The following is a 19,888-nucleotide window of genomic DNA, read 5'->3' as shown; positions in this document are numbered from 1 at the left end:
TTAATAGGTCAAAACAGTGCATCCTGTTCCGGCCAGTCCGGCGGCGCAGGCAAATCGGGGATCGCCAGGCGCAGCTGTTGCCAAATTTTTTGCGCTTGCTGGGGGGAATCGCCGTTGTCCGGCGTATGAATAAACAGATAAGGCTGATGCTGTTGCTGCCACAGCGGCAGTTTTTGCTGCCAGGCTTCGAACCAACGCAGGTTGTCAGTCAGTTGATCGCCACCGATAAAGCGCACCAGCGGTTGGTCGGCGGTGACCAGGGCGTGTACCGGCAGCTTCGGCTTTTTCTGCTGCGCATCGCGTACGGCGGCGCTATTGGGGGCGGCGTGATGCACCGGGCGGCTGTCGAGGATCACCCGATTGATGCCGCGCTGATGCAGCCCCTGATTCAGCGCACGCTCTTCCTCGCCCTTGGCGAAAAACGCCGGATGGCGCACTTCAACGCCGTAGGTGAATTCCTTCGGCAGGCTTTCGAAGAATTGCCACATGCGCGGCAGCTCGTCGGGGCCGAAGGCGGCGGGCAACTGCAGCCACAGCTGGCCGATGCGCTGGTGCACCGGACTCAGGCAGTGGTAAAACGCCTGCAGCTCGGCGGCGCAGTTGCGCAGGGCAGCCTTGTGGCTGATGTCCGACGGGAATTTGAAGCAGAAGCGAAAATCGTCGCCGGTCATGTCGCGCCAGCGCTGCACGATCTCCAGTTTCGGCAGCGCGTAGAAGGTGGTGTTGCCTTCCACGCAGTTGAAGTAGCGGCTGTAATCCGCCAAATCACGCAGCCCGATACGGTTCCAGGCCGAATGTTGCCACTGCGGCAGTCCGATGTAGATCACGGCGTCGTCTTCCTTTACTTAGCTCATCAGGCTACAACTTAACGTTACCGCTCGAGCGCGGCAAGAATTTCGCCGGTGTCGCGCACCCGTGCCAGCCGCGGGAAGATGTGCTCGAACGCGAAGCGGTGCATTTCCGCACTCTGCGCGCTGCAGGCATCTTCGGCGATCAGCAGTTCATAGCCGTGCTCCCAGGCGGCGCGGGCGGTGGACTCCACACCGATATTGGTGGAAATGCCGCCCAGCACCACGGATTTGACGCCGCGGCGCCGCAGCTGCAAATCCAGATCGGTGCCGTAGAAGGCGCCCCATTGGCGTTTGGTTACCCGAATATCGCTGTCGCTGACCGCCAGCTGCGCGGGGAACTCCCACCAATTGGTCGGTAAACCGCCGGCGGGCGCGGGAGCCGGTTTGTCCACCGGCTGCTTCAACGCTTCGGCGAAGGAGTCTGACCAGCCGACGCGCACCAGCAGTACCGGCGCGCCCAGCATACGAAAACGCGCGGCCAGCAACGCGGCGTTCGCCACGACCTGATCGGCGCTGTGCGGGCCGCCGGCGTAAGGGAGAATGCCGTTTTGCAAATCGATCAGCACCAGAGCGGTGGTTTGGGCGTCAAGTTTCAGCATGAATTTCATCTCGTTGCGAAGTGGATAAAAACTGTCCGGTACGCCAGCCGAGCGGCGTAAGTCGCAAAACCGGGGGAGAGTCAGGCTACGTGAAAAAACTGTCGCAGGTTAATGGGAAATTTGTTAATCGATGTGTTGATTCGGACAAAAACGCGCCATTTAGTGCAGTAACAATGCTGTGTTCGCACTTATCGGGCGGATGAATTTCCTTTATAATGACTCCCTTTTTTCAACACTCTTTAATCCAACGACCTATGCCGATTTATGAATATGCATGTGGTGCTTGCAACCATCGGTTAGAGAAATTGCAAAAATTTTCCGATGCGCCGCTGGCAGACTGCCCGGCGTGTGGGCAGCCCGCGTTGACCAAGTTGATCTCATCCTCCGGTTTCCAGCTTAAGGGCACCGGCTGGTATGCGACGGATTTTAAACCGGGCAACAAGTAGAATTTATCAGATAACAGCCGCGCGACAGGGGCGCAGTAGCCCGGCGCGGCATCGGCTGTGTAAAAGGATAGCGTATGCGTACTGAATATTGCGGGCAGTTGAATCTGTCCCACGTGGGCCAGGAAGTCACTCTGTGTGGTTGGGTCAATCGTCGTCGCGATCTCGGCGGCCTGATCTTTATTGATATGCGCGACCGCGAAGGCATCGTGCAGGTGTTCTTCGATCCGGACGAGAAAGTGGCGTTCGACAAGGCTTACGACCTGCGCAATGAGTTCTGCATCCAGATCGTCGGCACCGTGCGTGCGCGTCCGGACAGCCAGATCAATAAAGATATGGCCACCGGCGAAGTGGAAGTGTTCGCTCACGCGCTCGAGATCATCAACCGCTCCGAGCCGCTGCCGCTGGACTCCAACCAGGTCAACAGCGAAGAAGCGCGCCTGAAATATCGCTACCTGGATCTGCGCCGCCCGGAAATGGCCGAGCGTCTGAAGACCCGCGCCAAGATCACCAGCTTCGTGCGCCGCTTCATGGACAGCCATGGCTTCCTCGACATCGAAACGCCGATGCTGACCAAGGCGACGCCGGAAGGCGCCCGCGATTACCTGGTGCCGAGCCGCGTGCACAAGGGCAAATTCTACGCGCTGCCGCAGTCCCCGCAGCTGTTTAAACAGCTGCTGATGATGTCCGGCTTCGATCGTTACTACCAGATCGTCAAATGCTTCCGTGACGAAGACCTGCGTGCGGACCGTCAGCCTGAATTCACCCAGATCGACGTCGAAACCTCCTTCATGACTGCCGATCAGGTGCGTGAAGTGATGGAGAAACTGGCGCGTGAACTGTGGCTGGACGTGAAAGGCGTGGATCTGGGCGATTTCCCGGTCATGACCTTCGCCGAAGCGATGCGTCGCTTTGGTTCCGACAAGCCGGACCTGCGTAACCCGCTGGAGCTGGTGGACGTGGCTGACCTGGTCAAAGACGTCGAGTTTAAAGTGTTCTCCGGCCCGGCCAATGACGCCAAAGGCCGCGTGGCGGCGATCCGCGTACCGGGCGGCGCACAGCTGACCCGTAAGCAGATCGACGAGTACGGCGCTTTCGTCAACATCTACGGTGCCAAAGGCCTGGCGTGGCTGAAGGTCAACGACCGCGCCGCAGGCATGGAAGGCGTGCAGAGCCCGATCGCCAAATTCCTCAGCGCGGACGTGCTGGAAGCCGTCCTGGCGCGCACCGATGCGCAGACCGGCGATATCCTGTTCTTCGGCGCCGACAGCTTCAAGATTGTCACCGATGCGATGGGCGCGCTGCGCCTGAAGCTGGGTCGCGATTTGGCACTGACCCAACTCGACAGCTGGGCGCCGCTGTGGGTGGTTGACTTCCCGATGTTCGAAGAAGACGAAGAGGGCGGCCTGGCGGCTATGCACCACCCGTTCACTTCACCGCGCGACATGAGCCCGGAAGAGCTGGCCGCTGCGCCGGTCAACGCCATCGCCAACGCCTATGACATGGTGATCAACGGCTACGAAGTGGGCGGCGGTTCGGTGCGTATTCACCGCAGCGAAATGCAGCAGACGGTGTTCAGCATTCTGGGCATTAACGAACACGAACAGCGCGAGAAGTTCGGCTTCCTGCTGGACGCGCTGAAGTACGGCACGCCGCCGCACGCCGGTCTGGCCTTCGGCCTGGACCGTCTGGTGATGCTGCTGACCGGCACCGACAACATCCGCGACGTCATTGCCTTCCCGAAAACCACCGCGGCGGCCTGCCTGATGACCGACGCACCGAGCTTCGCTAACCCGGCGTCGCTGCAGGAGCTGGCGATCAGCGTGGTAAAGAAAGCCGGTGCGGAACAAGAGAGCGAGTGATGAGTTATAAGCGCCCTGAATCTATCCTGGTAGTGATTTACGCGAAATCCAGTGGTCGGGTGCTGATGTTACAGCGGCGCGACGATACCGAGTTCTGGCAGTCGGTCACCGGCAGCCTGGAGCAGGATGAGTCGCCGCCGCATGCCGCGCAGCGTGAAGTCATGGAAGAAGTCGGCATCGATATCGAAGCAGAGCACCTGCCGTTGTTCGATTGCCAGCGCTGCGTGGAGTTTGAACTCTTTGTCCATTTGCGACATCGCTATGCGCCGGGAACCACGCGCAATAAAGAGCACTGGTTCTGTCTGGCGTTGCCCGAGGAGCGCGATCCGGTGATTACCGAGCATCACGCTTACCAATGGCTTGAGGCGGCAGAGGCCGTGAAGTTGACCAAGTCGTGGAGCAATCAGCAGGCAATTGAAGAGTTCGTGATCAATTCAGTCCAGTAGTTTTTTTCGGAGATTTTTTTATGGCAGGTCATAGTAAGTGGGCCAACACAAAGCACCGTAAAGCGGCGCAGGACGCCAAGCGCGGTAAAATTTTCACCAAGATTATTCGTGAGCTGGTCACGGCCGCCAAGCTGGGCGGCGGCGATCCGGATTCCAACCCGCGTCTGCGCGCGGCGATGGACAAGGCGCTGTCGAACAACATGACGCGCGACACCATGAACCGTGCAATCGCGCGCGGCGTGGGCGGTGATGATGATACCAACATGGAAACCATCATCTATGAAGGCTACGGCCCTGGCGGCACCGCCGTCATGATCGAATGCCTGAGCGACAACCGCAACCGCACCGTGGCGGAAGTGCGTCACGCCTTCACCAAATGCGGCGGCAACCTCGGCACCGACGGTTCCGTTGCCTACCTGTTCACCAAGAAGGGCGTGATCACTTACGCACCAGGCCTGGATGAAGACAGCGTAATGGAAGCGGCGCTGGAAGCCGGCGCGGAAGACATCGTGACCTATGACGATGGCGCCATCGACGTGTTCACCGCCTGGGAAAGTCTGGGCGCGGTGAAAGACGCGCTGACCGCGGCGGGCTTCGAAGCCGAAGCGGCGGAAGTGTCGATGATCCCATCGACCAAGGCCGACATGGATGCGGAAACCGCGCCTAAGCTGCTGCGCCTGATCGATATGCTGGAAGACTGCGACGACGTGCAGGAAGTTTACCATAACGGTGAGATCTCCGACGAAGTGGCGGCGACGCTGTAATCCGGTAAAACGGGCGCCGCCGTTCGGCGGCGCCGTGCATGCAAGGTGGATGTAGATATGGCGATCATACTCGGTATCGATCCCGGCTCACGCGTCACCGGCTATGGCCTTATTCGCCAGCAGGGGCGTCAGTTGAGCTATATCGCCAGCGGTTGCATTCGCACGGTGGTGGACGACATGCCGACGCGGCTGAAGCTGATTTATGCCGGCGTCAGTGAGATCATCACCCAGTTCCAGCCCGACTTCTTCGCCATCGAACAGGTGTTCATGGCCAAGAACCCGGATTCGGCGCTCAAGCTCGGTCAGGCGCGCGGCGTCGCGATCGTGGCGGCGGTGAATCAGAATCTGGAAGTGTTCGAGTATGCGGCGCGGCAGGTCAAACAAACCGTGGTCGGCACCGGTGCAGCCGAAAAGGCGCAGGTGCAACACATGGTGCGCTCGCTGCTCAAACTCTCGGCCAACCCGCAGGCGGATGCCGCCGACGCCCTGGCCATCGCTATTACCCACTGCCACCTTAGCCAGAACGTGCTGCGGATGAGCGAAGGGCGGCTGAACCTGGCGCGCGGGCGTTTGCGCTGACGCAAAGCGGTGATTACTCAGGCTGGATATTCATCCAGCCTTTTTTATGTTATAAGCTTTACCAGCAACGGCATGGCAGGGCGCCATGCCCGGTAATTCTGCAGGAGGGTAAATGATAGGTCGTCTCAGAGGAAATATTCTGGAAAAGCAGCCGCCGCTGGTGTTACTGGAGGCAAACGGCGTGGGCTATGAAGTGCACATGCCGATGACCTGCTTTTACGAGCTGCCGGAACTGGGGCAAGAGGCCATCGTGTTTACCCACTTCGTGGTGCGTGAGGACGCGCAGCTGCTGTACGGTTTCAACGACAAGCAAGAGCGTGCGCTGTTCCGCGAGCTGATCAAGGTTAACGGCGTCGGGCCGAAGCTGGCGCTGGCGATCCTGTCGGGCATGTCCGCACAGCAGTTCGTCAGTGCGGTGGAGCGCGAAGAGATCACTGCGCTGGTCAAGCTGCCGGGCGTGGGCAAGAAAACCGCCGAGCGCCTGGTGGTAGAGATGAAAGACCGCTTCAAGGGGCTCAACGGCGATCTGTTCAACAACAGCAGCGAGATCAGCCTGCCGGCCGCCGCCGACAAAACGCCGGAAGCGGACGCGGAAGCCGAAGCCGTCTCGGCGCTGGTGGCGTTGGGCTACAAGCCGCAGGAAGCCAGCCGCATGGTCAGCAAAATTGCCAAACCGGGTGCCGACTGCGAGACGCTGATCCGCGACGCGTTGCGCGCTGCTTTGTAAGGCCGCTAAGAGGTAGATAATGATTGAAGCCGATCGCCTGATCTCCGCCGAACCGATCAACGAGGAAGACGTCCTCGATCGTGCCATTCGCCCCAAGCTGTTGACCGAATATGTCGGCCAGCCGCATGTCCGCGAGCAGATGGAGATCTTCATCCAGGCGGCCAAACAGCGCGGTGACGCGCTCGACCACCTGCTGATCTTCGGCCCGCCGGGGCTGGGGAAAACTACCCTGGCCAACATCGTGGCCAACGAAATGGGGGTGAATCTGCGCACCACCTCCGGCCCGGTGCTGGAGAAGGCGGGCGATCTGGCGGCGATGCTGACCAACCTCGAACCGCATGACGTCTTGTTCATCGACGAAATCCACCGCCTGTCACCGGTGGTGGAAGAGGTGCTGTATCCAGCGATGGAAGATTACCAGCTGGATATCATGATCGGCGAAGGGCCGGCGGCGCGCTCGATTAAGCTCGATTTGCCGCCGTTTACCCTGGTGGGCGCCACCACCCGCGCCGGCTCGCTGACCTCACCGCTGCGCGATCGTTTCGGCATTGTCCAGCGGCTGGAGTTTTATCAGGTAGCGGATTTGCAGCACATCGTTTCTCGCAGCGCCGGTTGTCTGGGGCTGGAACTGTCCGATGAGGGTGCCCATGAGGTGGCCCGTCGCGCGCGCGGTACGCCGCGTATCGCCAACCGCCTGTTGCGCCGGGTGCGCGACTTCGCCGAGGTGCGCGCCAACGGCGTGATCAGCGGCGGGGTGGCGGCGCAGGCGCTCGATATGCTCAACGTCGATGCCGAGGGCTTCGACTATATGGATCGCAAGCTACTGCTGGCGATTATCGACAAGTTTACCGGTGGCCCGGTCGGGTTGGACAACCTGGCGGCGGCGATCGGCGAAGAACGCGAAACCATCGAAGACGTGATCGAACCGTTCCTGATCCAACAGGGCTTTATTCAGCGCACGCCGCGCGGCCGTTTGGCGACGCAGCATGCTTACCGGCACTTCGGGCTCGAACGCGAAGAGTAAGTTTTCCATCCTCAATGAAAAAGGGCCGCAAATGCGGCCCTTGTCATATCCCGGCTTTAAATCAGGCCTGCTGTTTTTTGAACAGGCTCAGCGTGAACAGCACGGCGGCGCAGAGCACCACCGAAGGGCCGGCCGGCGTATCGTAAAACGCCGAGAAGGTCAGGCCGCCGGTGACCGCCACCATGCCGAGCAACACGGCGACGCCGGCCATTTGCTCCGGCGTACGCGCGAAGCGGCGAGCGGTGGCCGCCGGAATGATCAGCAGCGAGGTGATGATCAGGGCGCCGACGAATTTCATCGCCAGACCGATGGTCAATGCGGTAATCAGCATCAGCACGGTGCGAGCCCTCGCCAGATTGACGCCGTCGACGTGCGCCAGCTCCGGGCTGATGGTCATCGACAGCAGATCGCGCCACTGCCACCACAGCACCAGCAGCACCACGGCGACGCCACCGGCGATCATCGCAATATCGCTCAGCGTGACCGACAGCAGATCGCCGAACAGATAGGCCATCAGATCGACCCGCACGTTGGACATCAGCGCCACCACCACCAGCCCCAGCGACAGGGCGCTGTGGGCCAGAATGCCGAGCAGGGTATCCACCGAAAGCTGCGGGCGGCGTTCCAGCCACACCAGGGCCAGGGCCAGCAGCAGGGTAATGGCGATCACCGCATAGAAAGGATTGATGTCCAGCAGCAGACCAAAGGCGACACCGAGCAGCGAGGCGTGCGCCAGGGTATCGCCGAAGTAGGACATGCGGCGCCAGACCACGAAGGAGCCCAGCGGCCCGGCGGCGCTAGCCAGCAAAACCCCGGCCAGCCAGCCGGGAAGTAACAATTCGATCATGCTTCGCGGCTCCCGGTTTTCTTCAAGACAATTCTTCCCTGCAGGTCGTGGCGGTGATTGTGATGGTGGCGATACACCGCCAGCTGTTCTGCGCCGCGGTTGCCGAACATGGCGATGAATTCGGGATGCATTGAGACCACCTCCGGCGCGCCGGAACAGCAGATATGCTGATTGAGGCACAACACCTCGTCGGTTTTGGCCATCACCAGATGCAGATCGTGCGAGACCATCAGCACGGCGCAGCCCAGCTCTTTACGCAGCTGATCGATGAGGTCGTACAGCGCCAACTGGCCGTTGACGTCCACCCCTTGCGTGGGTTCGTCCAGCACCAGCAGTTGCGGTTTATTCAGCAGCGCCCGCGCCAACAGTACGCGTTGGTTCTCGCCGCCGGAGAGTTTTTGCATCGGCTGGTCGAGCAGGTGCGCGGCGTGCACGCGCTTGAGCGCCGGCAGAATGTCGGCTTTCTTTACGCCGGGCTTCAATCGCATAAAGCGGCTGACGGTCAGCGGCAGGGTGGCGTCGAGGTGGAGTTTTTGCGGCACGTAGCCGATGCGCAGATCGGGCTCCCGCTCCAGCGTGCCGGCGGTTGGTTTGACCAATCCGAGCACCACGCGCACCAACGTGGATTTGCCCGCGCCGTTCGGGCCAAGCAGCGTAAGAATGCGGCCGGGCTGCAGGCTGAGGGAAATATTCGACAGCACCTTGCGGCTGCCGAAGGCGACGGAGATATTTTTTAGCGTTATCAGTGTGGACATCTCGAGATTACAGGTTGCAGAACGAAGCGGATGTTATAATATCACGCCTTGTTGATGAAAACGATGGGATTACTGATGATGGCACAGAAAAATAAATGGCTGCAGCGCACGCTGCTGGCCAGCGCACTGTTGATGGCCGGCCCGCTGAGCAGCGCTTCCGCTGCGGTGGTGACCTCGATTCGCCCGCTGGGCTTTATCGCTGCGGCGATCGCCGACGGCGTGACGCCGACCGAGGTGCTGCTGCCGGATGGCGCTTCGCCGCACGATTTCGCGCTGCGTCCCTCCGATATCCAGCGCCTACGCTCCGCAGACCTGGTGCTGTGGGTCGGGCCGGATATGGAAGCGTTCCTGACCAAGGCGCTGGTGCCGATTTCGGCAGACCGCAAACTGGCCAACAGCGAACTGCCGGCGGTGAAACCGCTGCTGATGAAAGGCGAAGATGACGACGATCATGATCATGCAGATGAAGCGCATAATCATGCCGATGACGATCACGGGCATCATCACGGCGAGTACAATATGCACGTTTGGCTATCGCCGGAGGTGGCAAAAGTGACGGCGATCGCGATTCACGACAGATTGTTGGAACTTATGCCGCAAAATAAGGACAAATTAGACGCAAACCTGCGCCAGTTCGAGAATCTGCTGACGCAAACTGACAAAAATGTTGGTAACATGCTTACGCCTGTGCAAGGTAAGGGTTATTTTGTTTTTCATGATGCTTACGGCTACTTTGAGAAACACTACGGTTTGAGTCCGCTGGGCCATTTCACCGTCAATCCCGAAATTCAGCCTGGAGCACAGCGCCTACACCAAATTCGAACACAGTTGGTTGAGCAGAAAGCGGTATGCGTTTTTGCTGAGCCACAATTCAGGCCGGCCGTAATCAATGCCGTCGCCAAGGGTACCAAAGTGCGTTCAGGAACGCTGGACCCGCTGGGCATCGGCATCGCGCTGGGGAAGGACAGCTACGGGAAATTCCTGACAGCGCTGTCAAACCAGTACGTGAGCTGCCTGAAGTAAAGCTTATGAGGATAATATCGAGTGCAGCAGATAGTCCGAACTATCGCTCTGGCGTATAACAACCTGCCACGGCCCCACCGCGTCATGCTGGGGTCGCTGACAGTCGTCACATTGGCCGTCGCTGTTTGGCGGCCTTTTGTTTATCACCCAGAACATAATCCCATCGCCAAGAACGTCGAGTTAGAATCCAGCCAGTTGCGGTCATTGCTTCCCGAAGCCAGTGAGCCGATCGATGCCGACCAACCCACCCCCGATGACGAAATCCCGCAGGATGAGTTGGATCAGAAGGATGCCGGCGATGACGGCGTGCATGAATATGTGGTTTCTACCGGCGACACCCTCGGCAGCATTCTGACGCAATATGGCATCGACATGTCGGATGTCACTCTGTTGGCTTCGCAAAACCGCGATCTGCGTAACCTGAAGATCGGCCAGCAACTGTCGTGGACCGTGAACGACGCGGGCGACCTGCAACAGCTGACCTGGGAGGTTTCTCGCCGTGAAACCCGCACCTATGACCGCGTCGGCAACAGCTTCAAAGAATCGAAAGAGGCGCAGCAGGGCGAATGGCGCAACAACGTGATCAGCGGCCGGGTCAACGGCAGCTTCGTCAGTAGCGCCGGTGATGCTGGGTTGAATCGTAACGAAATCAATGCGGTGATCAAGGCGCTGCAGTGGCAGCTCGATTTCCGCAAGCTGCGCAAAGGCGACCAATTCTCCGTGCTGATGTCGCGTGAACATTTCGACGGCAAGAAATCGCAAAGTCAGCTGTTGGGCGTGCGTATGCGCACCGGCGGCAAGGATTACTATGCGATCCGCGCCGAAGACGGCAAATTCTACGATCGCCAGGGCTCTGGCCTGGCGCGCGGCTTCATGCGTTTCCCGACCATGAAACAGTTCCGCATCTCCTCCAACTTCAACCCGCGCCGCGTGAACCCGGTGACCGGGCGCGTGGCGCCGCATAAGGGCGTCGATTTCGCCATGCCGGTCGGCACGCCAGTGCTGGCGGTCGGCGACGGTGAAGTGGTGATCGCCAAGCGCAGCGGCGCGGCGGGCAACTATGTGGCGATCCGCCACGGCCGCCAGTACACTACGCGCTATATGCATCTGAAAAAGTTGCTGGTGAAACCCGGCCAGAAAGTGAAACGCGGCGATCGTATTGCGCTTTCCGGCAACACCGGGCGCTCCACCGGGCCGCACCTGCACTTTGAACTGTGGACCGGCCAGCAGGCGGTGAACCCGCTGACGGCCAAGCTGCCGCGTTCCGAAGGGCTGAGCGGCAAAGACCGCAGCGATTATCTGGCGCAGGTGAAGGAAGTCGTTCCTCAACTGCAGCTGGATTAACGTCCCCCTTTTCCGGCGCTTCGGCGCCGCTAATTTCATCGGCCTGATTGCGGGCCGATGCTGTTTTATCTGGGCGGTTCGCGGTTGTTAATTGCAAAATCGGTGATGGCAATTATGATTAGCCGAATCGCTAAGCCAAGAGCATGTGCATGCAAAACGAGAAGAAATCGAACGTAGAGTTCATCCCGCAGTTTCAGAAAGCCTTTTTATCTCCACGCTACTGGGGCGTGTGGTTGGGAACCGGTCTGATGGCCGGCATTTCGCTGGTGCCTGCGCGCCTGCGCGATCCGGTGCTGGGCGCGGTCGGCAAACTGGCCGGTAAGCTGGCGAAGGGGGCGCGCCGCCGCGCCCGCATCAACTTGCTTTATTGCTTGCCGGAGCTGCCGGAAAGCGAACGCGAACACATCATCGACCAGATGTTCGCCTGCGCGCCGCAGTCGATGGTGCTGATGGCGGAACTGGCCTGCACCAAGCCGGAGAAAGTGCTTAAGCGCGTGCGCTGGCACGGCGAAGAAGTGTTGGACAGGATCCGGGCGGAAGGGCGCAACGTGATCTTCCTGGTGCCGCACGGCTGGGCGGTGGATGTGCCGGCGATGTTGATGGCCGCGCGCGGCCAACCGATGGCGGCGATGTTCCACAATCAGCGTAATCAGCTGATCGACTACCTATGGAACGCCGTGCGCCGCAAATTCGGCGGCCGCATGCACGCGCGCAACGACGGCATCAAACCCTTTATCAGTTCGGTGCGGCAGGGTTATTGGGGCTACTACCTGCCGGATCAGGATCATGGCGCGGAGCACAGCGAGTTCGTCGATTTCTTCGCGACCTATAAGGCGACGCTGCCGGCGGTGGGGCGGCTGATGAAGGTGTGTCGTGCGGCGATCGTGCCTTTGTTCCCGGTGTACGACGGCAAAACCAGCATGCTGGATATCTATATTCGCGAGCCGATGGATGACCTGGCCGAAGCCGACGATCCGCGCATTGCTCGCCGCATGAACGAAGAGGTGGAAAATCTGGTGGGCCCGAACCCGGAGCAGTACACCTGGATCCTCAAACTGCTGAAAACGCGTAAGGAAGGGGAGATTGAACCTTACTCGCGCGATGATCTGTACCGTTAATTCCTTCTGTCGCTAACGCCGGCCGGTTCTCACCCGACCGGCGTCTCTTCAAATGTGCACCATACAGCCGCGCGCCCGCAGGATGTCGACGACTTTCGGCGTGTGGGTGAAATCGTTCCAACGCAGGTCCAGCTTGCGCAGCCGGCTCAGTTCGCCAAGGCTTTCCGGCAGCTCGCTTAGGCGATTGGCCCGCAGATCCAGGCTTCTTAGCGCCGTCAGCTCACCGATATTATCCGGCAGCTGCGTCAGCTGATTGAAACGCAGGCTCAGCTCGCTCAATCGCGGCAGGCGGCAGAAGGCTTTCGGCAGCGCGGCGATGGCGTTGTTCGTCGCATCGAGAACCTCCAGCTCGCTGAGCAGGACGATCTCCGCCGGCAGCGTGGTCAGGGCGTTTTTCATGATATGCAGTTCCCGCAGCGCGCGCAGTTGCCCGATTTCGGCCGGCAGGCTGCGGATGCGATTGTTGTATAAACGCAGCTCCTGCAATGCCGCAAGCCTCGGTATCGCCTGTGGCAACGCGGTCAGATGGTTGTCGGTCGCGTTGAGATAGACCAGCTGTTGCAGCTGCGCCAGCGAGTGCGGCAGACAGCAAAAGCCGTTATCGCTCAAATAGAGGTATTTCAACCGATGCAGTTGGCCCAGCGCCTCGGGGAGCTCGCTGGCGCGATTGTGGCCAAAGTCGAACATCTCGAGCTGTTGTAACTGGCCAATCTCCGGCGGCAGGTGGCAGATCTGATTGCAGGAGATGTTTAGCACCTGCAGGTTGCGGTGTTGCAAGATAGAGGCGGGGAAGGCCGTCAGCTGATTGTCGTACAGGCTGATTTTGCGCAGCGCATGGCCGGTTAGCTGCGATTCGTCGAGCTGCGTCAGGCCGCGCCCATCGAGATCGAGCGCATCACCGGTCGAGGCGGGATTGTGTTGGTGGAGCATGGCGTTCTCCGTCGTTTATGGCGATGTCAGGCAAAAAAAATGCCGGCCATCGTGGGACGGCCGGCATTTCGTCTGCGGCGTGGATTACTCGACGCGCAGGATACGGCTGGTATTGGTGGTGCCGACGGTTTCCATCACGTCGCCCTGGGTGACGATCACCAGGTCGCCGGAAACCAGGAAGCCTTTGTCGCGCAGGCGATTGACGGCTTCGTTGGCGGCGATCACGCCGTCTTTGTGGCTGTCGAAGTACACCGGCGTTACGCCGCGATACAGTGCGGTCAGGTTCAGCGTGTGTTCATGACGGGACATGGCGAAGATCGGCAGGCCGGAGCTGATGCGTGACATCATCAGCGCGGTGCGGCCGGATTCGGTCATGGCGATCAGCGCGGTGACGCCTTTCAGGTGGTTGGCCGCATACATCGAAGACATGGCGATCGCCTCTTCGATGTTGTCGAACTGCACGTCCAGACGGTGTTTGGAAACGTTGATGCTCGGGATCTTCTCGGCGCCGAGACAAACGCGCGCCATGGCCGCGACGGTTTCCGCCGGGTATTGGCCGGCAGCGGTTTCCGCCGACAGCATGACGGCATCGGTGCCGTCCAGCACGGCGTTGGCTACGTCCATGACTTCGGCGCGGGTCGGCATCGGGTTGGTGATCATCGACTCCATCATCTGGGTCGCGGTGATCACCGCGCGGTTCAGGGTGCGGGCGCGGCGGATCAGTTTCTTCTGAATGCCGACCAGTTCCGGATCGCCGATTTCGACGCCCAGATCGCCACGGGCGACCATCACCACGTCGGAGGCCAGAATGATGTCGTCCATCGCTTCGTCGCTGCACACCGCTTCGGCGCGCTCAACCTTGGATACGATCTTGGCGTTGCAGCCTGCGTCGCGCGCCAGACGGCGGGCGTAGTTCAGGTCTTCGCCGGTGCGCGGGAAGGAAACCGCCAGGTAGTCGACGCCGATCTTGGCGGCGGTAACGATGTCCGCCTTGTCTTTTTCGGTCAGCGCTTCGGCCGACAGGCCACCGCCGAGTTTATTGATGCCCTTGTTGTTGGACAGCGGGCCGCCAACGGTCACTTCGGTAAATACTTTCATGCCCTGAACTTCGAGCACTTTCAGCTGAACGCGGCCGTCGTCGAGCAGCAGGACGTCGCCCGGCACCACGTCGGCAGGCAGGCCTTTATAGTCGATACCGACTTTTTCTTTGTCGCCTTCGCCTTTGGACAGGTTGGCGTCCAGCAGGAATTTATCGCCCACGTTGAGGAAAATCTTGCCTTCCTTAAAGGTGGATACGCGGATTTTTGGCCCTTGCAGGTCGCCGAGGATAGCGACGTGACGCCCCAGTTTGGCAGCGATTTCGCGCACTTTGTCAGCGCGAGCCTGGTGATCTTCCGGGCTGCCGTGGGAGAAGTTGAGCCGAACTACGTTGGCGCCGGCGGCAATGATCTTTTCCAGATTATTGTCGCGGTCTGTAGCCGGACCCAGGGTGGTAACGATTTTGGTTCTTCTGAGCCGTCTGGACATGTATTACTCCGTTGACTGGTGAAGCAAATATTGGTGTTGCGATAACGTCGGATAACGAAACCAGGCGTGAAATGTAATTTTACAACACTGATATTTCACCCGGGTTACCCGCATGAGCGTGTTAACAGGGTACAGCCTCTGATGCCGCCATTCAAATGTCTGTTGAACGGCGATTTTTTCTTCGTAAGGTTACGAGTCAAAACTGTTGGGAATAACCACACCTTTATCAAAGCGCGATTCTTTGAGCGCTTCTTTGACCCGCTTCAAGTTATCTCTGAATTTAGCCCCTCTGCGCAAGGTAAATCCGGTGGCGAGCACGTCAATGAGCGTTAATTGCGCGATCCGCGACACCATCGGCATATAAACGTCGGTGTCCTCGGGCACGTCGAGCAGTAAAGCGAGGGTCGCCGCCTGGGCGAGCGGGGTATCGCGCGAGGTGATGGCCAGCACCGTGGCGTCGTTTTCGCGCGCCAGCTGGGCCATCTCCACCAGATTCTTGGTGCGGCCGGTGTGCGAGATTAACACCACTACGTCGCCTTCGCCGGAGTTCATGCAGCTCATGCGCTGCATGACGATGTCATCGAAGTAGACCACCGGGATGTTGAAGCGGAAAAATTTGTTCATCGCGTCGTGCGCCACCGCCGCAGAGGCGCCCAGGCCGAAGAAAGAGATCTTTTTTGCCTGGGTGAGCAGGTCAACCGCACGATTGATTGCGGCAATATCCAAATTTGCCTTTACTGTATCCAGGCTGGCCATCACCGACTCGAAGATCTTGCTGGTATAGGCATCGACGCTGTCATCTTCCTCGACGTTACGGTTTACGTAAGGCGTGCCGTTGGCCAGGCTCTGGGCGAGATGCAGTTTGAAGTCGGGAAAGCCTTTAGTATCAAGGCGGCGGCAAAAACGGTTGACGGTGGGTTCGCTGACGTCGGCCATGCGCGCCAGCGTAGCGATGCTGGAGTGAATGGCGGTCTGCGGGGAGGCCAGGATCACCTCGGCGACTTTCCTTTCAGATTTGCTCAGGAGTTCCAGATGGCTCTGGATTTTGTCCAGCGTATTCATATAACGAGAGTCACTCATGGTTTTATCCCTGTGGCTTTCAAGCGACAGCGTCGAATTTCGTCCGTGTACGCCGTGCAAGCAGACGCCAAACGAGCGGCTGTAACCTGAAATCGATAGGGTATGTCGATTTCAAATAAAGGAGAAATCAATGCCGGTTTAGTGAAAATATACTACGTGCTGGTAACCGTTGGCAGTCTCGACAGGGCGTATGCAGGCTTTTTTCACCAGAATATGACCTGTGTCTAACTTTCATAATGGTAACAGAGCGTCAAAAAAGACGAAAAATTACAGTTTTGTCCACCTGCAACGGCTCTGCCGCGCAGTGGCGCTTACCACTGGAATCTTTGGGGCTTTTTTTCTGCTTTTGCACCGGGTTTGCTGGCCGTAGTCAAACAGAGTACATTAGTAATGTAAGAAAATTACAAATATCCTGCAACGAGGAGATGAACATGGCGGTAACCTCTACAGCCCAGGCGTGTGACCTGGTTATTTTCGGCGCGAAAGGTGATTTGGCGCGCCGTAAACTGCTGCCTTCCCTGTACCAGTTAGAGAAAGCCGGACACATCCACCCGGATACGCGGATCATCGGCGTCGGCCGCGCGGAGTGGGATAAAAAAGCCTATACCGAAGTGGTCAAGGAAGCGCTTGGCACCTTCATGAAGGAAAAACTGGATGACGAACTCTGGGCCACGCTGAGCGCGCGCCTGGACTTCTGCAACCTGGACGTCAACGACAGCAAGAACTTTACCAAACTGGGTAAAATGCTGGATCAGAAGCACCGCACCACCATCAACTACTTCGCTATGCCGCCAAGCACCTTCGGCGCCATCTGCAAAGGGTTGGGCGAAGCCAAGCTGAACCACGAGCCGGCGCGTGTGGTGATGGAGAAACCGCTGGGCACCGATCTGGCGTCCTCCCGCGTGATCAACGATCAGGTGGCTGAGTACTTCAATGAGTCCCAGGTTTACCGTATCGACCACTATCTCGGTAAAGAGACGGTGTTGAACCTGTTGGCGCTGCGCTTCGCCAACTCGCTGTTCGCGTCCAACTGGGATAACCGCACCATCGACTCGGTGCAGATCACCGTAGCGGAAGAGGTGGGCATCGAAGGGCGCTGGGGTTACTTCGACCAGGCCGGCCAGATGCGCGACATGATCCAGAACCACCTGCTGCAGATCCTGACCATGATCGCCATGTCGCCGCCGGCGGATCTGACCACCGACCGCATCCGCGACGAGAAGGTCAAGGTACTGCGTTCGCTGCGCCGCATCGATCAGACCAATGTCCGGGAAACCACCGTGCGCGGTCAGTACACCGCCGGCTTCGTCCAGGGCAAGAAAGTGCCGGGCTATCTGGAAGAAGAGGGGGCGAACAAGAGCAGCAGCACCGAAACCTTCGTCTCCATCCGCGTGGATATCGACAACTGGCAGTGGGCCGGGGTGCCGTTCTACCTGCGCACCGGTAAACGTCTGCCGACCAAATGTTCGGAAGTGGTGGTGTACTTCAAAAACCCGCCGCTTAACCTGTTCAGCGACTCGTATCAGCAGTTGCCGCAGAACAAGCTGACCATCCGTCTGCAACCGGACGAAGGCATCGAAATTCAGGTGCTGAACAAGGTGCCGGGGCTGGATCACAAGCACCGCTTGCAGACCACCAAGCTGGATCTGAGCTTCTCGGAAACCTTCAACCAGGAGCACGTGGCGGACGCCTATGAGCGCCTGTTGCTGGAGACCATGCGCGGCATCCAGGCGCTGTTCGTGCGCCGTGATGAAGTGGAAGAGGCCTGGAAGTGGGTCGACTCCATCATGGACGCGTGGAAAGCCGACAACGAAGCGCCTAAGCCTTATCAGGCGGGCACCTGGGGGCCGGTGGCCTCGGTGGCGATGATCACCCGCGACGGCCGTTCCTGGAACGAGTTCGAGTAATGCGCAATGCCGGCAGCCTGTCTGCCGGCTTTTTTTTACCTGCGATCTGCGCGTGGGCCACATCACTTACGGTACGGCCGGCGTCCGCGCGTTTGCGCGGAACCCTGTGGCAGGGGCGTGCCATTGTTAACCGCGAGTAATGGAGAAATAACGATGAAAAACTGGAAAACCAGCGCCGAACAGATCCTGACGGCGGGACCGGTGGTGCCGGTTATCGTGATCAACAAGCTGGAACAGGCGGTTCCGCTGGCGAAAGCGCTGGTTGCCGGGGGCGTGCGGGTGCTGGAGGTGACGTTGCGCACCGCCTGTGCGCTGGAGGCGATTCGCGCTATCGCTAAAGAGGTGCCGGAGGCGATCATCGGCGCCGGTACGGTGATCAATCCGCAGCAGCTGCGGGAGGTGACTGAGGCGGGGGCGCAGTTCGCCATCAGCCCGGGGTTGACCGAAGCCTTGCTGCAGGCGGCGACGGCGGGGACGATCCCGCTTATTCCGGGCATCAGCACCGTTTCTGAACTGATGCAGGGGATGGATTACGGCCTGCGCGAGTTCAAATTCTTCCCGGCGGAAGCCAACGGCGGAGTGAAGGCGCTGCAGGCGATCGGCGGTCCGTTCCCGCAGGTGCGTTTCTGCCCGACCGGCGGCATTACGCCGAACAATTATCGCGATTATCTGGCGCTGAAAAGCGTGCTCTGCATCGGCGGCTCCTGGCTGGTGCCGGCGGACGCGCTCGACAGCGGCGACTACGCGCGCATCACCGAACTGGCGCGCAATGCCGTCAGCGGCGCCGCGTCGTAACCCGCGCCGCGCCTGAGGTTGGCGCTTATTTGCACATCCTGGATTATCTCAAGGCTCAACGCTCCGTTGGGCCTTTTTTAATTTTCATTGCAATTAACTTTATTATTTTTAACCCGTTTTTTTCTGCTTTTTTATGAAAACGGCAGTTTGCTTTCTTATTTTGGCTGTGGTAAAAATATCTCAGTTGAAAATTTTACTTTTATGAGGATATTGGGCAAATCGCACGGTGTGCGGCTGATAATAGAGAACTATTATGATGACTATTAACGGAACTACCCTCAGAACCTCTACTTGCCAACTCTTCCTGTCTGCGATCCTTGCCAGTGAGCATCACTGGTGCAGCGAGCTATAGCGTCTTTCTCCCTTAACCGGTGCAGGTAGCGGGCTTACGCCTTCACGCTATCGTTCAGCCGGGCAAACATTCTTTTTGCGTTTGGGTCAGTTTATCCCCAGGGATCTCTGCGTCTTGCGCGCCGCACGGCGGCCGTTTGACGAGATAAATCGGGATAAATATGCCTTGGCGCGCGTTATTCGCCGTTTGGGAGAAAAATTATGATTTATTGGATCTTTTTAGGTTTGGCCATCATGACCGAAATCATCGGCACCTTGTCGATGAAATACGCCAGCGTCAATGGCGGCATGAGCGGGCATATCGTGATGTATGTGATGATTACCGCGTCTTACGTGTTGCTGTCTGTCGCGGTAAAACGCGTAGCGCTGGGCGTGGCCTATGCGCTGTGGGAAGGGATCGGCATTCTGTTCATCACCCTGTTCAGCGTGCTGTGGTTCGACGAGCCAATCTCTGTGCTGAAGGTGCTGGGTCTGGCGACGCTGATCGCCGGCATCATGTTGGTGAAATCCGGCACCCGCAAAGAGCGAAAACAGGTCAGCCCGCGAGGTGACAACCATGCAACAGTTTGAGTTGTACCACATCGGGTTCCTGGGTCTGGCGATCGTGTTGGAAATCGTCGCCAACATCTTCCTGAAGATGTCGGACGGCTTCCGTAAAATTTGGTTGGGGCTGTTGTCGCTGCTGTCGGTACTCGGCGCGTTCAGCGCGCTGGCGCAGGCGGTAAAGGGCATCGATCTGTCGATCGCTTATGCGCTGTGGGGCGGTTTCGGTATCGCCGCCACTATCGCTGCGGGCTGGATCATGTTCGGTCAGCGGTTAAACGCCAAAGGCTGGGTCGGCCTGGCGCTGTTGCTGGCGGGGATGGTGATCCTCAAACTGTCCTGATAGTGGGCAATAAAAAAACCGCAGGCATAG

The 19,888-nt window shown here is 59.0% G+C and carries 21 protein-coding genes; 14 read left to right on the top strand and 7 right to left on the bottom strand.

Features of this window, described 5'->3' with window-relative positions; genetic code table 11:
• Positions 1–8: 8 nt before the first annotated feature.
• Entirely contained in the window at positions 9–824 is an 816-nt protein-coding gene (locus tag ATE40_RS10605; protein ID WP_025159809.1) for a DUF72 domain-containing protein, read from the bottom strand.
• A gap of 47 nt (positions 825–871) precedes the next feature.
• The gene (locus ATE40_RS10600) at positions 872–1,450 is read right to left on the bottom strand and encodes a hydrolase (protein ID WP_063918639.1); all 579 of its coding nucleotides are present in this window, start codon (positions 1,448–1,450) and stop codon (positions 872–874) included.
• A gap of 215 nt (positions 1,451–1,665) precedes the next feature.
• Here ATE40_RS10600 and ATE40_RS24180 point away from each other — a divergent pair, with 215 nt between their 5' ends.
• From ATE40_RS24180 to ruvB, 7 genes are all read left to right on the top strand, one after another.
• Positions 1,666–1,896, top strand: a complete 231-nt coding sequence (locus tag ATE40_RS24180; RefSeq protein WP_320204121.1) for an FmdB family zinc ribbon protein — start codon at positions 1,666–1,668, stop codon at positions 1,894–1,896.
• A gap of 74 nt (positions 1,897–1,970) precedes the next feature.
• On the top strand, positions 1,971–3,755 hold the full coding sequence (gene aspS / locus ATE40_RS10595; RefSeq protein WP_019452809.1) for an aspartate--tRNA ligase: 1,785 nt from the start codon (positions 1,971–1,973) through the stop codon (positions 3,753–3,755).
• Positions 3,755–4,201: a dihydroneopterin triphosphate diphosphatase gene (gene nudB / locus ATE40_RS10590; protein ID WP_019452808.1), complete on the top strand. Its 447-nt coding sequence runs from the start codon at positions 3,755–3,757 to the stop codon at positions 4,199–4,201. The genes aspS and nudB overlap by 1 nt, the downstream gene beginning before the upstream one ends.
• Before the next feature lie 20 nt (positions 4,202–4,221).
• Positions 4,222–4,965, top strand: a complete 744-nt coding sequence (locus ATE40_RS10585; protein WP_004932370.1) for a YebC/PmpR family DNA-binding transcriptional regulator — start codon at positions 4,222–4,224, stop codon at positions 4,963–4,965.
• A gap of 57 nt (positions 4,966–5,022) precedes the next feature.
• The gene (gene ruvC, locus ATE40_RS10580) at positions 5,023–5,544 is read left to right on the top strand and encodes a crossover junction endodeoxyribonuclease RuvC (RefSeq protein ID WP_004932367.1); all 522 of its coding nucleotides are present in this window, start codon (positions 5,023–5,025) and stop codon (positions 5,542–5,544) included.
• A gap of 112 nt (positions 5,545–5,656) precedes the next feature.
• Positions 5,657–6,271 (top strand): Holliday junction branch migration protein RuvA, encoded by a 615-nt coding sequence (ruvA, locus tag ATE40_RS10575; protein WP_004932365.1) that lies wholly within the window; start codon positions 5,657–5,659, stop codon positions 6,269–6,271.
• 19 nt (positions 6,272–6,290) lie between these two features.
• Complete coding sequence (gene ruvB / locus ATE40_RS10570) at positions 6,291–7,295, top strand: Holliday junction branch migration DNA helicase RuvB (protein ID WP_019452807.1); 1,005 nt, start codon at positions 6,291–6,293, stop codon at positions 7,293–7,295.
• A 61-nt stretch (positions 7,296–7,356) separates the two neighbouring features.
• On the opposite strand, the gene znuB is transcribed toward ruvB, so the two are convergent.
• Positions 7,357–8,142 (bottom strand): zinc ABC transporter permease subunit ZnuB, encoded by a 786-nt coding sequence (gene znuB, locus ATE40_RS10565; protein ID WP_019452806.1) that lies wholly within the window; start codon positions 8,140–8,142, stop codon positions 7,357–7,359.
• Positions 8,139–8,897, bottom strand: a complete 759-nt coding sequence (gene znuC / locus ATE40_RS10560; protein ID WP_004932357.1) for a zinc ABC transporter ATP-binding protein ZnuC — start codon at positions 8,895–8,897, stop codon at positions 8,139–8,141. The genes znuB and znuC overlap by 4 nt, the downstream gene beginning before the upstream one ends.
• A gap of 78 nt (positions 8,898–8,975) precedes the next feature.
• Between znuC and znuA the strand changes: the two genes are divergently transcribed.
• The 3 genes from znuA (at position 8,976) to lpxM (ending at position 12,382) form a co-directional block, all read left to right on the top strand.
• The gene (gene znuA, locus ATE40_RS10555; RefSeq protein ID WP_063918638.1) at positions 8,976–9,920 is read left to right on the top strand and encodes a zinc ABC transporter substrate-binding protein ZnuA; all 945 of its coding nucleotides are present in this window, start codon (positions 8,976–8,978) and stop codon (positions 9,918–9,920) included.
• 21 nt (positions 9,921–9,941) lie between these two features.
• Positions 9,942–11,264: a murein DD-endopeptidase MepM gene (gene mepM / locus ATE40_RS10550; protein WP_063918482.1), complete on the top strand. Its 1,323-nt coding sequence runs from the start codon at positions 9,942–9,944 to the stop codon at positions 11,262–11,264.
• Between the two features lie 149 nt (positions 11,265–11,413).
• Positions 11,414–12,382: a lauroyl-Kdo(2)-lipid IV(A) myristoyltransferase gene (gene lpxM / locus ATE40_RS10545; protein WP_019452803.1), complete on the top strand. Its 969-nt coding sequence runs from the start codon at positions 11,414–11,416 to the stop codon at positions 12,380–12,382.
• Positions 12,383–12,430: 48 nt separating this feature from the next.
• On the opposite strand, the gene ATE40_RS10540 is transcribed toward lpxM, so the two are convergent.
• The 3 genes from ATE40_RS10540 to ATE40_RS10530 form a co-directional block, all read right to left on the bottom strand.
• Positions 12,431–13,312 (bottom strand): leucine-rich repeat domain-containing protein, encoded by an 882-nt coding sequence (locus ATE40_RS10540; protein WP_063918481.1) that lies wholly within the window; start codon positions 13,310–13,312, stop codon positions 12,431–12,433.
• A gap of 84 nt (positions 13,313–13,396) precedes the next feature.
• Complete coding sequence (gene pyk / locus ATE40_RS10535; protein ID WP_019452801.1) at positions 13,397–14,839, bottom strand: pyruvate kinase; 1,443 nt, start codon at positions 14,837–14,839, stop codon at positions 13,397–13,399.
• Positions 14,840–15,028: 189 nt separating this feature from the next.
• Positions 15,029–15,901, bottom strand: coding sequence for a MurR/RpiR family transcriptional regulator (locus ATE40_RS10530; protein WP_019452800.1), 873 nt, complete (start codon positions 15,899–15,901; stop codon positions 15,029–15,031).
• Between the two features lie 449 nt (positions 15,902–16,350).
• Between ATE40_RS10530 and zwf the strand changes: the two genes are divergently transcribed.
• The 4 genes from zwf (at position 16,351) to mdtI (ending at position 19,858) form a co-directional block, all read left to right on the top strand.
• On the top strand, positions 16,351–17,826 hold the full coding sequence (gene zwf, locus ATE40_RS10525) for a glucose-6-phosphate dehydrogenase (protein WP_019452799.1): 1,476 nt from the start codon (positions 16,351–16,353) through the stop codon (positions 17,824–17,826).
• A gap of 153 nt (positions 17,827–17,979) precedes the next feature.
• Positions 17,980–18,621 (top strand): bifunctional 4-hydroxy-2-oxoglutarate aldolase/2-dehydro-3-deoxy-phosphogluconate aldolase, encoded by a 642-nt coding sequence (locus tag ATE40_RS10520; RefSeq protein ID WP_063918480.1) that lies wholly within the window; start codon positions 17,980–17,982, stop codon positions 18,619–18,621.
• Positions 18,622–19,173: 552 nt separating this feature from the next.
• Positions 19,174–19,542, top strand: coding sequence for a multidrug/spermidine efflux SMR transporter subunit MdtJ (gene mdtJ, locus ATE40_RS10515; protein WP_019452797.1), 369 nt, complete (start codon positions 19,174–19,176; stop codon positions 19,540–19,542).
• Positions 19,529–19,858 (top strand): multidrug/spermidine efflux SMR transporter subunit MdtI, encoded by a 330-nt coding sequence (mdtI, locus tag ATE40_RS10510; RefSeq protein ID WP_019452796.1) that lies wholly within the window; start codon positions 19,529–19,531, stop codon positions 19,856–19,858. The genes mdtJ and mdtI overlap by 14 nt, the downstream gene beginning before the upstream one ends.
• Positions 19,859–19,888 lie beyond the last annotated feature (30 nt).

This window comes from Serratia surfactantfaciens (genome assembly GCF_001642805.2).
Classification (GTDB): domain Bacteria; phylum Pseudomonadota; class Gammaproteobacteria; order Enterobacterales; family Enterobacteriaceae; genus Serratia; species Serratia surfactantfaciens.
The sequence above is the reverse complement of the archived record's forward strand: the minus strand, read 5'-3'. Positions and strand labels throughout refer to the sequence as shown.

What these genes read in the sequence shown, in the direction of transcription:
- mdtI (WP_019452796.1), top strand. Translation starts at nt 19,529, where the DNA reads ATGCAACAGTTTGAGTTGTACCACATCGGGTTCCTGGGTCTGGCGATC.
- ruvA (WP_004932365.1), top strand. Translation starts at nt 5,657, where the DNA reads ATGATAGGTCGTCTCAGAGGAAATATTCTGGAAAAGCAGCCGCCGCTG.
- ATE40_RS10530 (WP_019452800.1), bottom strand. Translation starts at nt 15,901, where the DNA reads ATGAATACGCTGGACAAAATCCAGAGCCATCTGGAACTCCTGAGCAAA.
- nudB (WP_019452808.1), top strand. Translation starts at nt 3,755, where the DNA reads ATGAGTTATAAGCGCCCTGAATCTATCCTGGTAGTGATTTACGCGAAA.
- ruvB (WP_019452807.1), top strand. Translation starts at nt 6,291, where the DNA reads ATGATTGAAGCCGATCGCCTGATCTCCGCCGAACCGATCAACGAGGAA.
- ATE40_RS24180 (WP_320204121.1), top strand. Translation starts at nt 1,666, where the DNA reads ATGACTCCCTTTTTTCAACACTCTTTAATCCAACGACCTATGCCGATT.
- mdtJ (WP_019452797.1), top strand. Translation starts at nt 19,174, where the DNA reads ATGATTTATTGGATCTTTTTAGGTTTGGCCATCATGACCGAAATCATC.
- lpxM (WP_019452803.1), top strand. Translation starts at nt 11,414, where the DNA reads ATGCAAAACGAGAAGAAATCGAACGTAGAGTTCATCCCGCAGTTTCAG.
- ATE40_RS10585 (WP_004932370.1), top strand. Translation starts at nt 4,222, where the DNA reads ATGGCAGGTCATAGTAAGTGGGCCAACACAAAGCACCGTAAAGCGGCG.
- ATE40_RS10600 (WP_063918639.1), bottom strand. Translation starts at nt 1,450, where the DNA reads ATGCTGAAACTTGACGCCCAAACCACCGCTCTGGTGCTGATCGATTTG.
- znuA (WP_063918638.1), top strand. Translation starts at nt 8,976, where the DNA reads ATGGCACAGAAAAATAAATGGCTGCAGCGCACGCTGCTGGCCAGCGCA.
- znuB (WP_019452806.1), bottom strand. Translation starts at nt 8,142, where the DNA reads ATGATCGAATTGTTACTTCCCGGCTGGCTGGCCGGGGTTTTGCTGGCT.
- pyk (WP_019452801.1), bottom strand. Translation starts at nt 14,839, where the DNA reads ATGTCCAGACGGCTCAGAAGAACCAAAATCGTTACCACCCTGGGTCCG.
- ruvC (WP_004932367.1), top strand. Translation starts at nt 5,023, where the DNA reads ATGGCGATCATACTCGGTATCGATCCCGGCTCACGCGTCACCGGCTAT.
- aspS (WP_019452809.1), top strand. Translation starts at nt 1,971, where the DNA reads ATGCGTACTGAATATTGCGGGCAGTTGAATCTGTCCCACGTGGGCCAG.
- ATE40_RS10540 (WP_063918481.1), bottom strand. Translation starts at nt 13,312, where the DNA reads ATGCTCCACCAACACAATCCCGCCTCGACCGGTGATGCGCTCGATCTC.
- znuC (WP_004932357.1), bottom strand. Translation starts at nt 8,897, where the DNA reads ATGTCCACACTGATAACGCTAAAAAATATCTCCGTCGCCTTCGGCAGC.
- ATE40_RS10520 (WP_063918480.1), top strand. Translation starts at nt 17,980, where the DNA reads ATGAAAAACTGGAAAACCAGCGCCGAACAGATCCTGACGGCGGGACCG.
- zwf (WP_019452799.1), top strand. Translation starts at nt 16,351, where the DNA reads ATGGCGGTAACCTCTACAGCCCAGGCGTGTGACCTGGTTATTTTCGGC.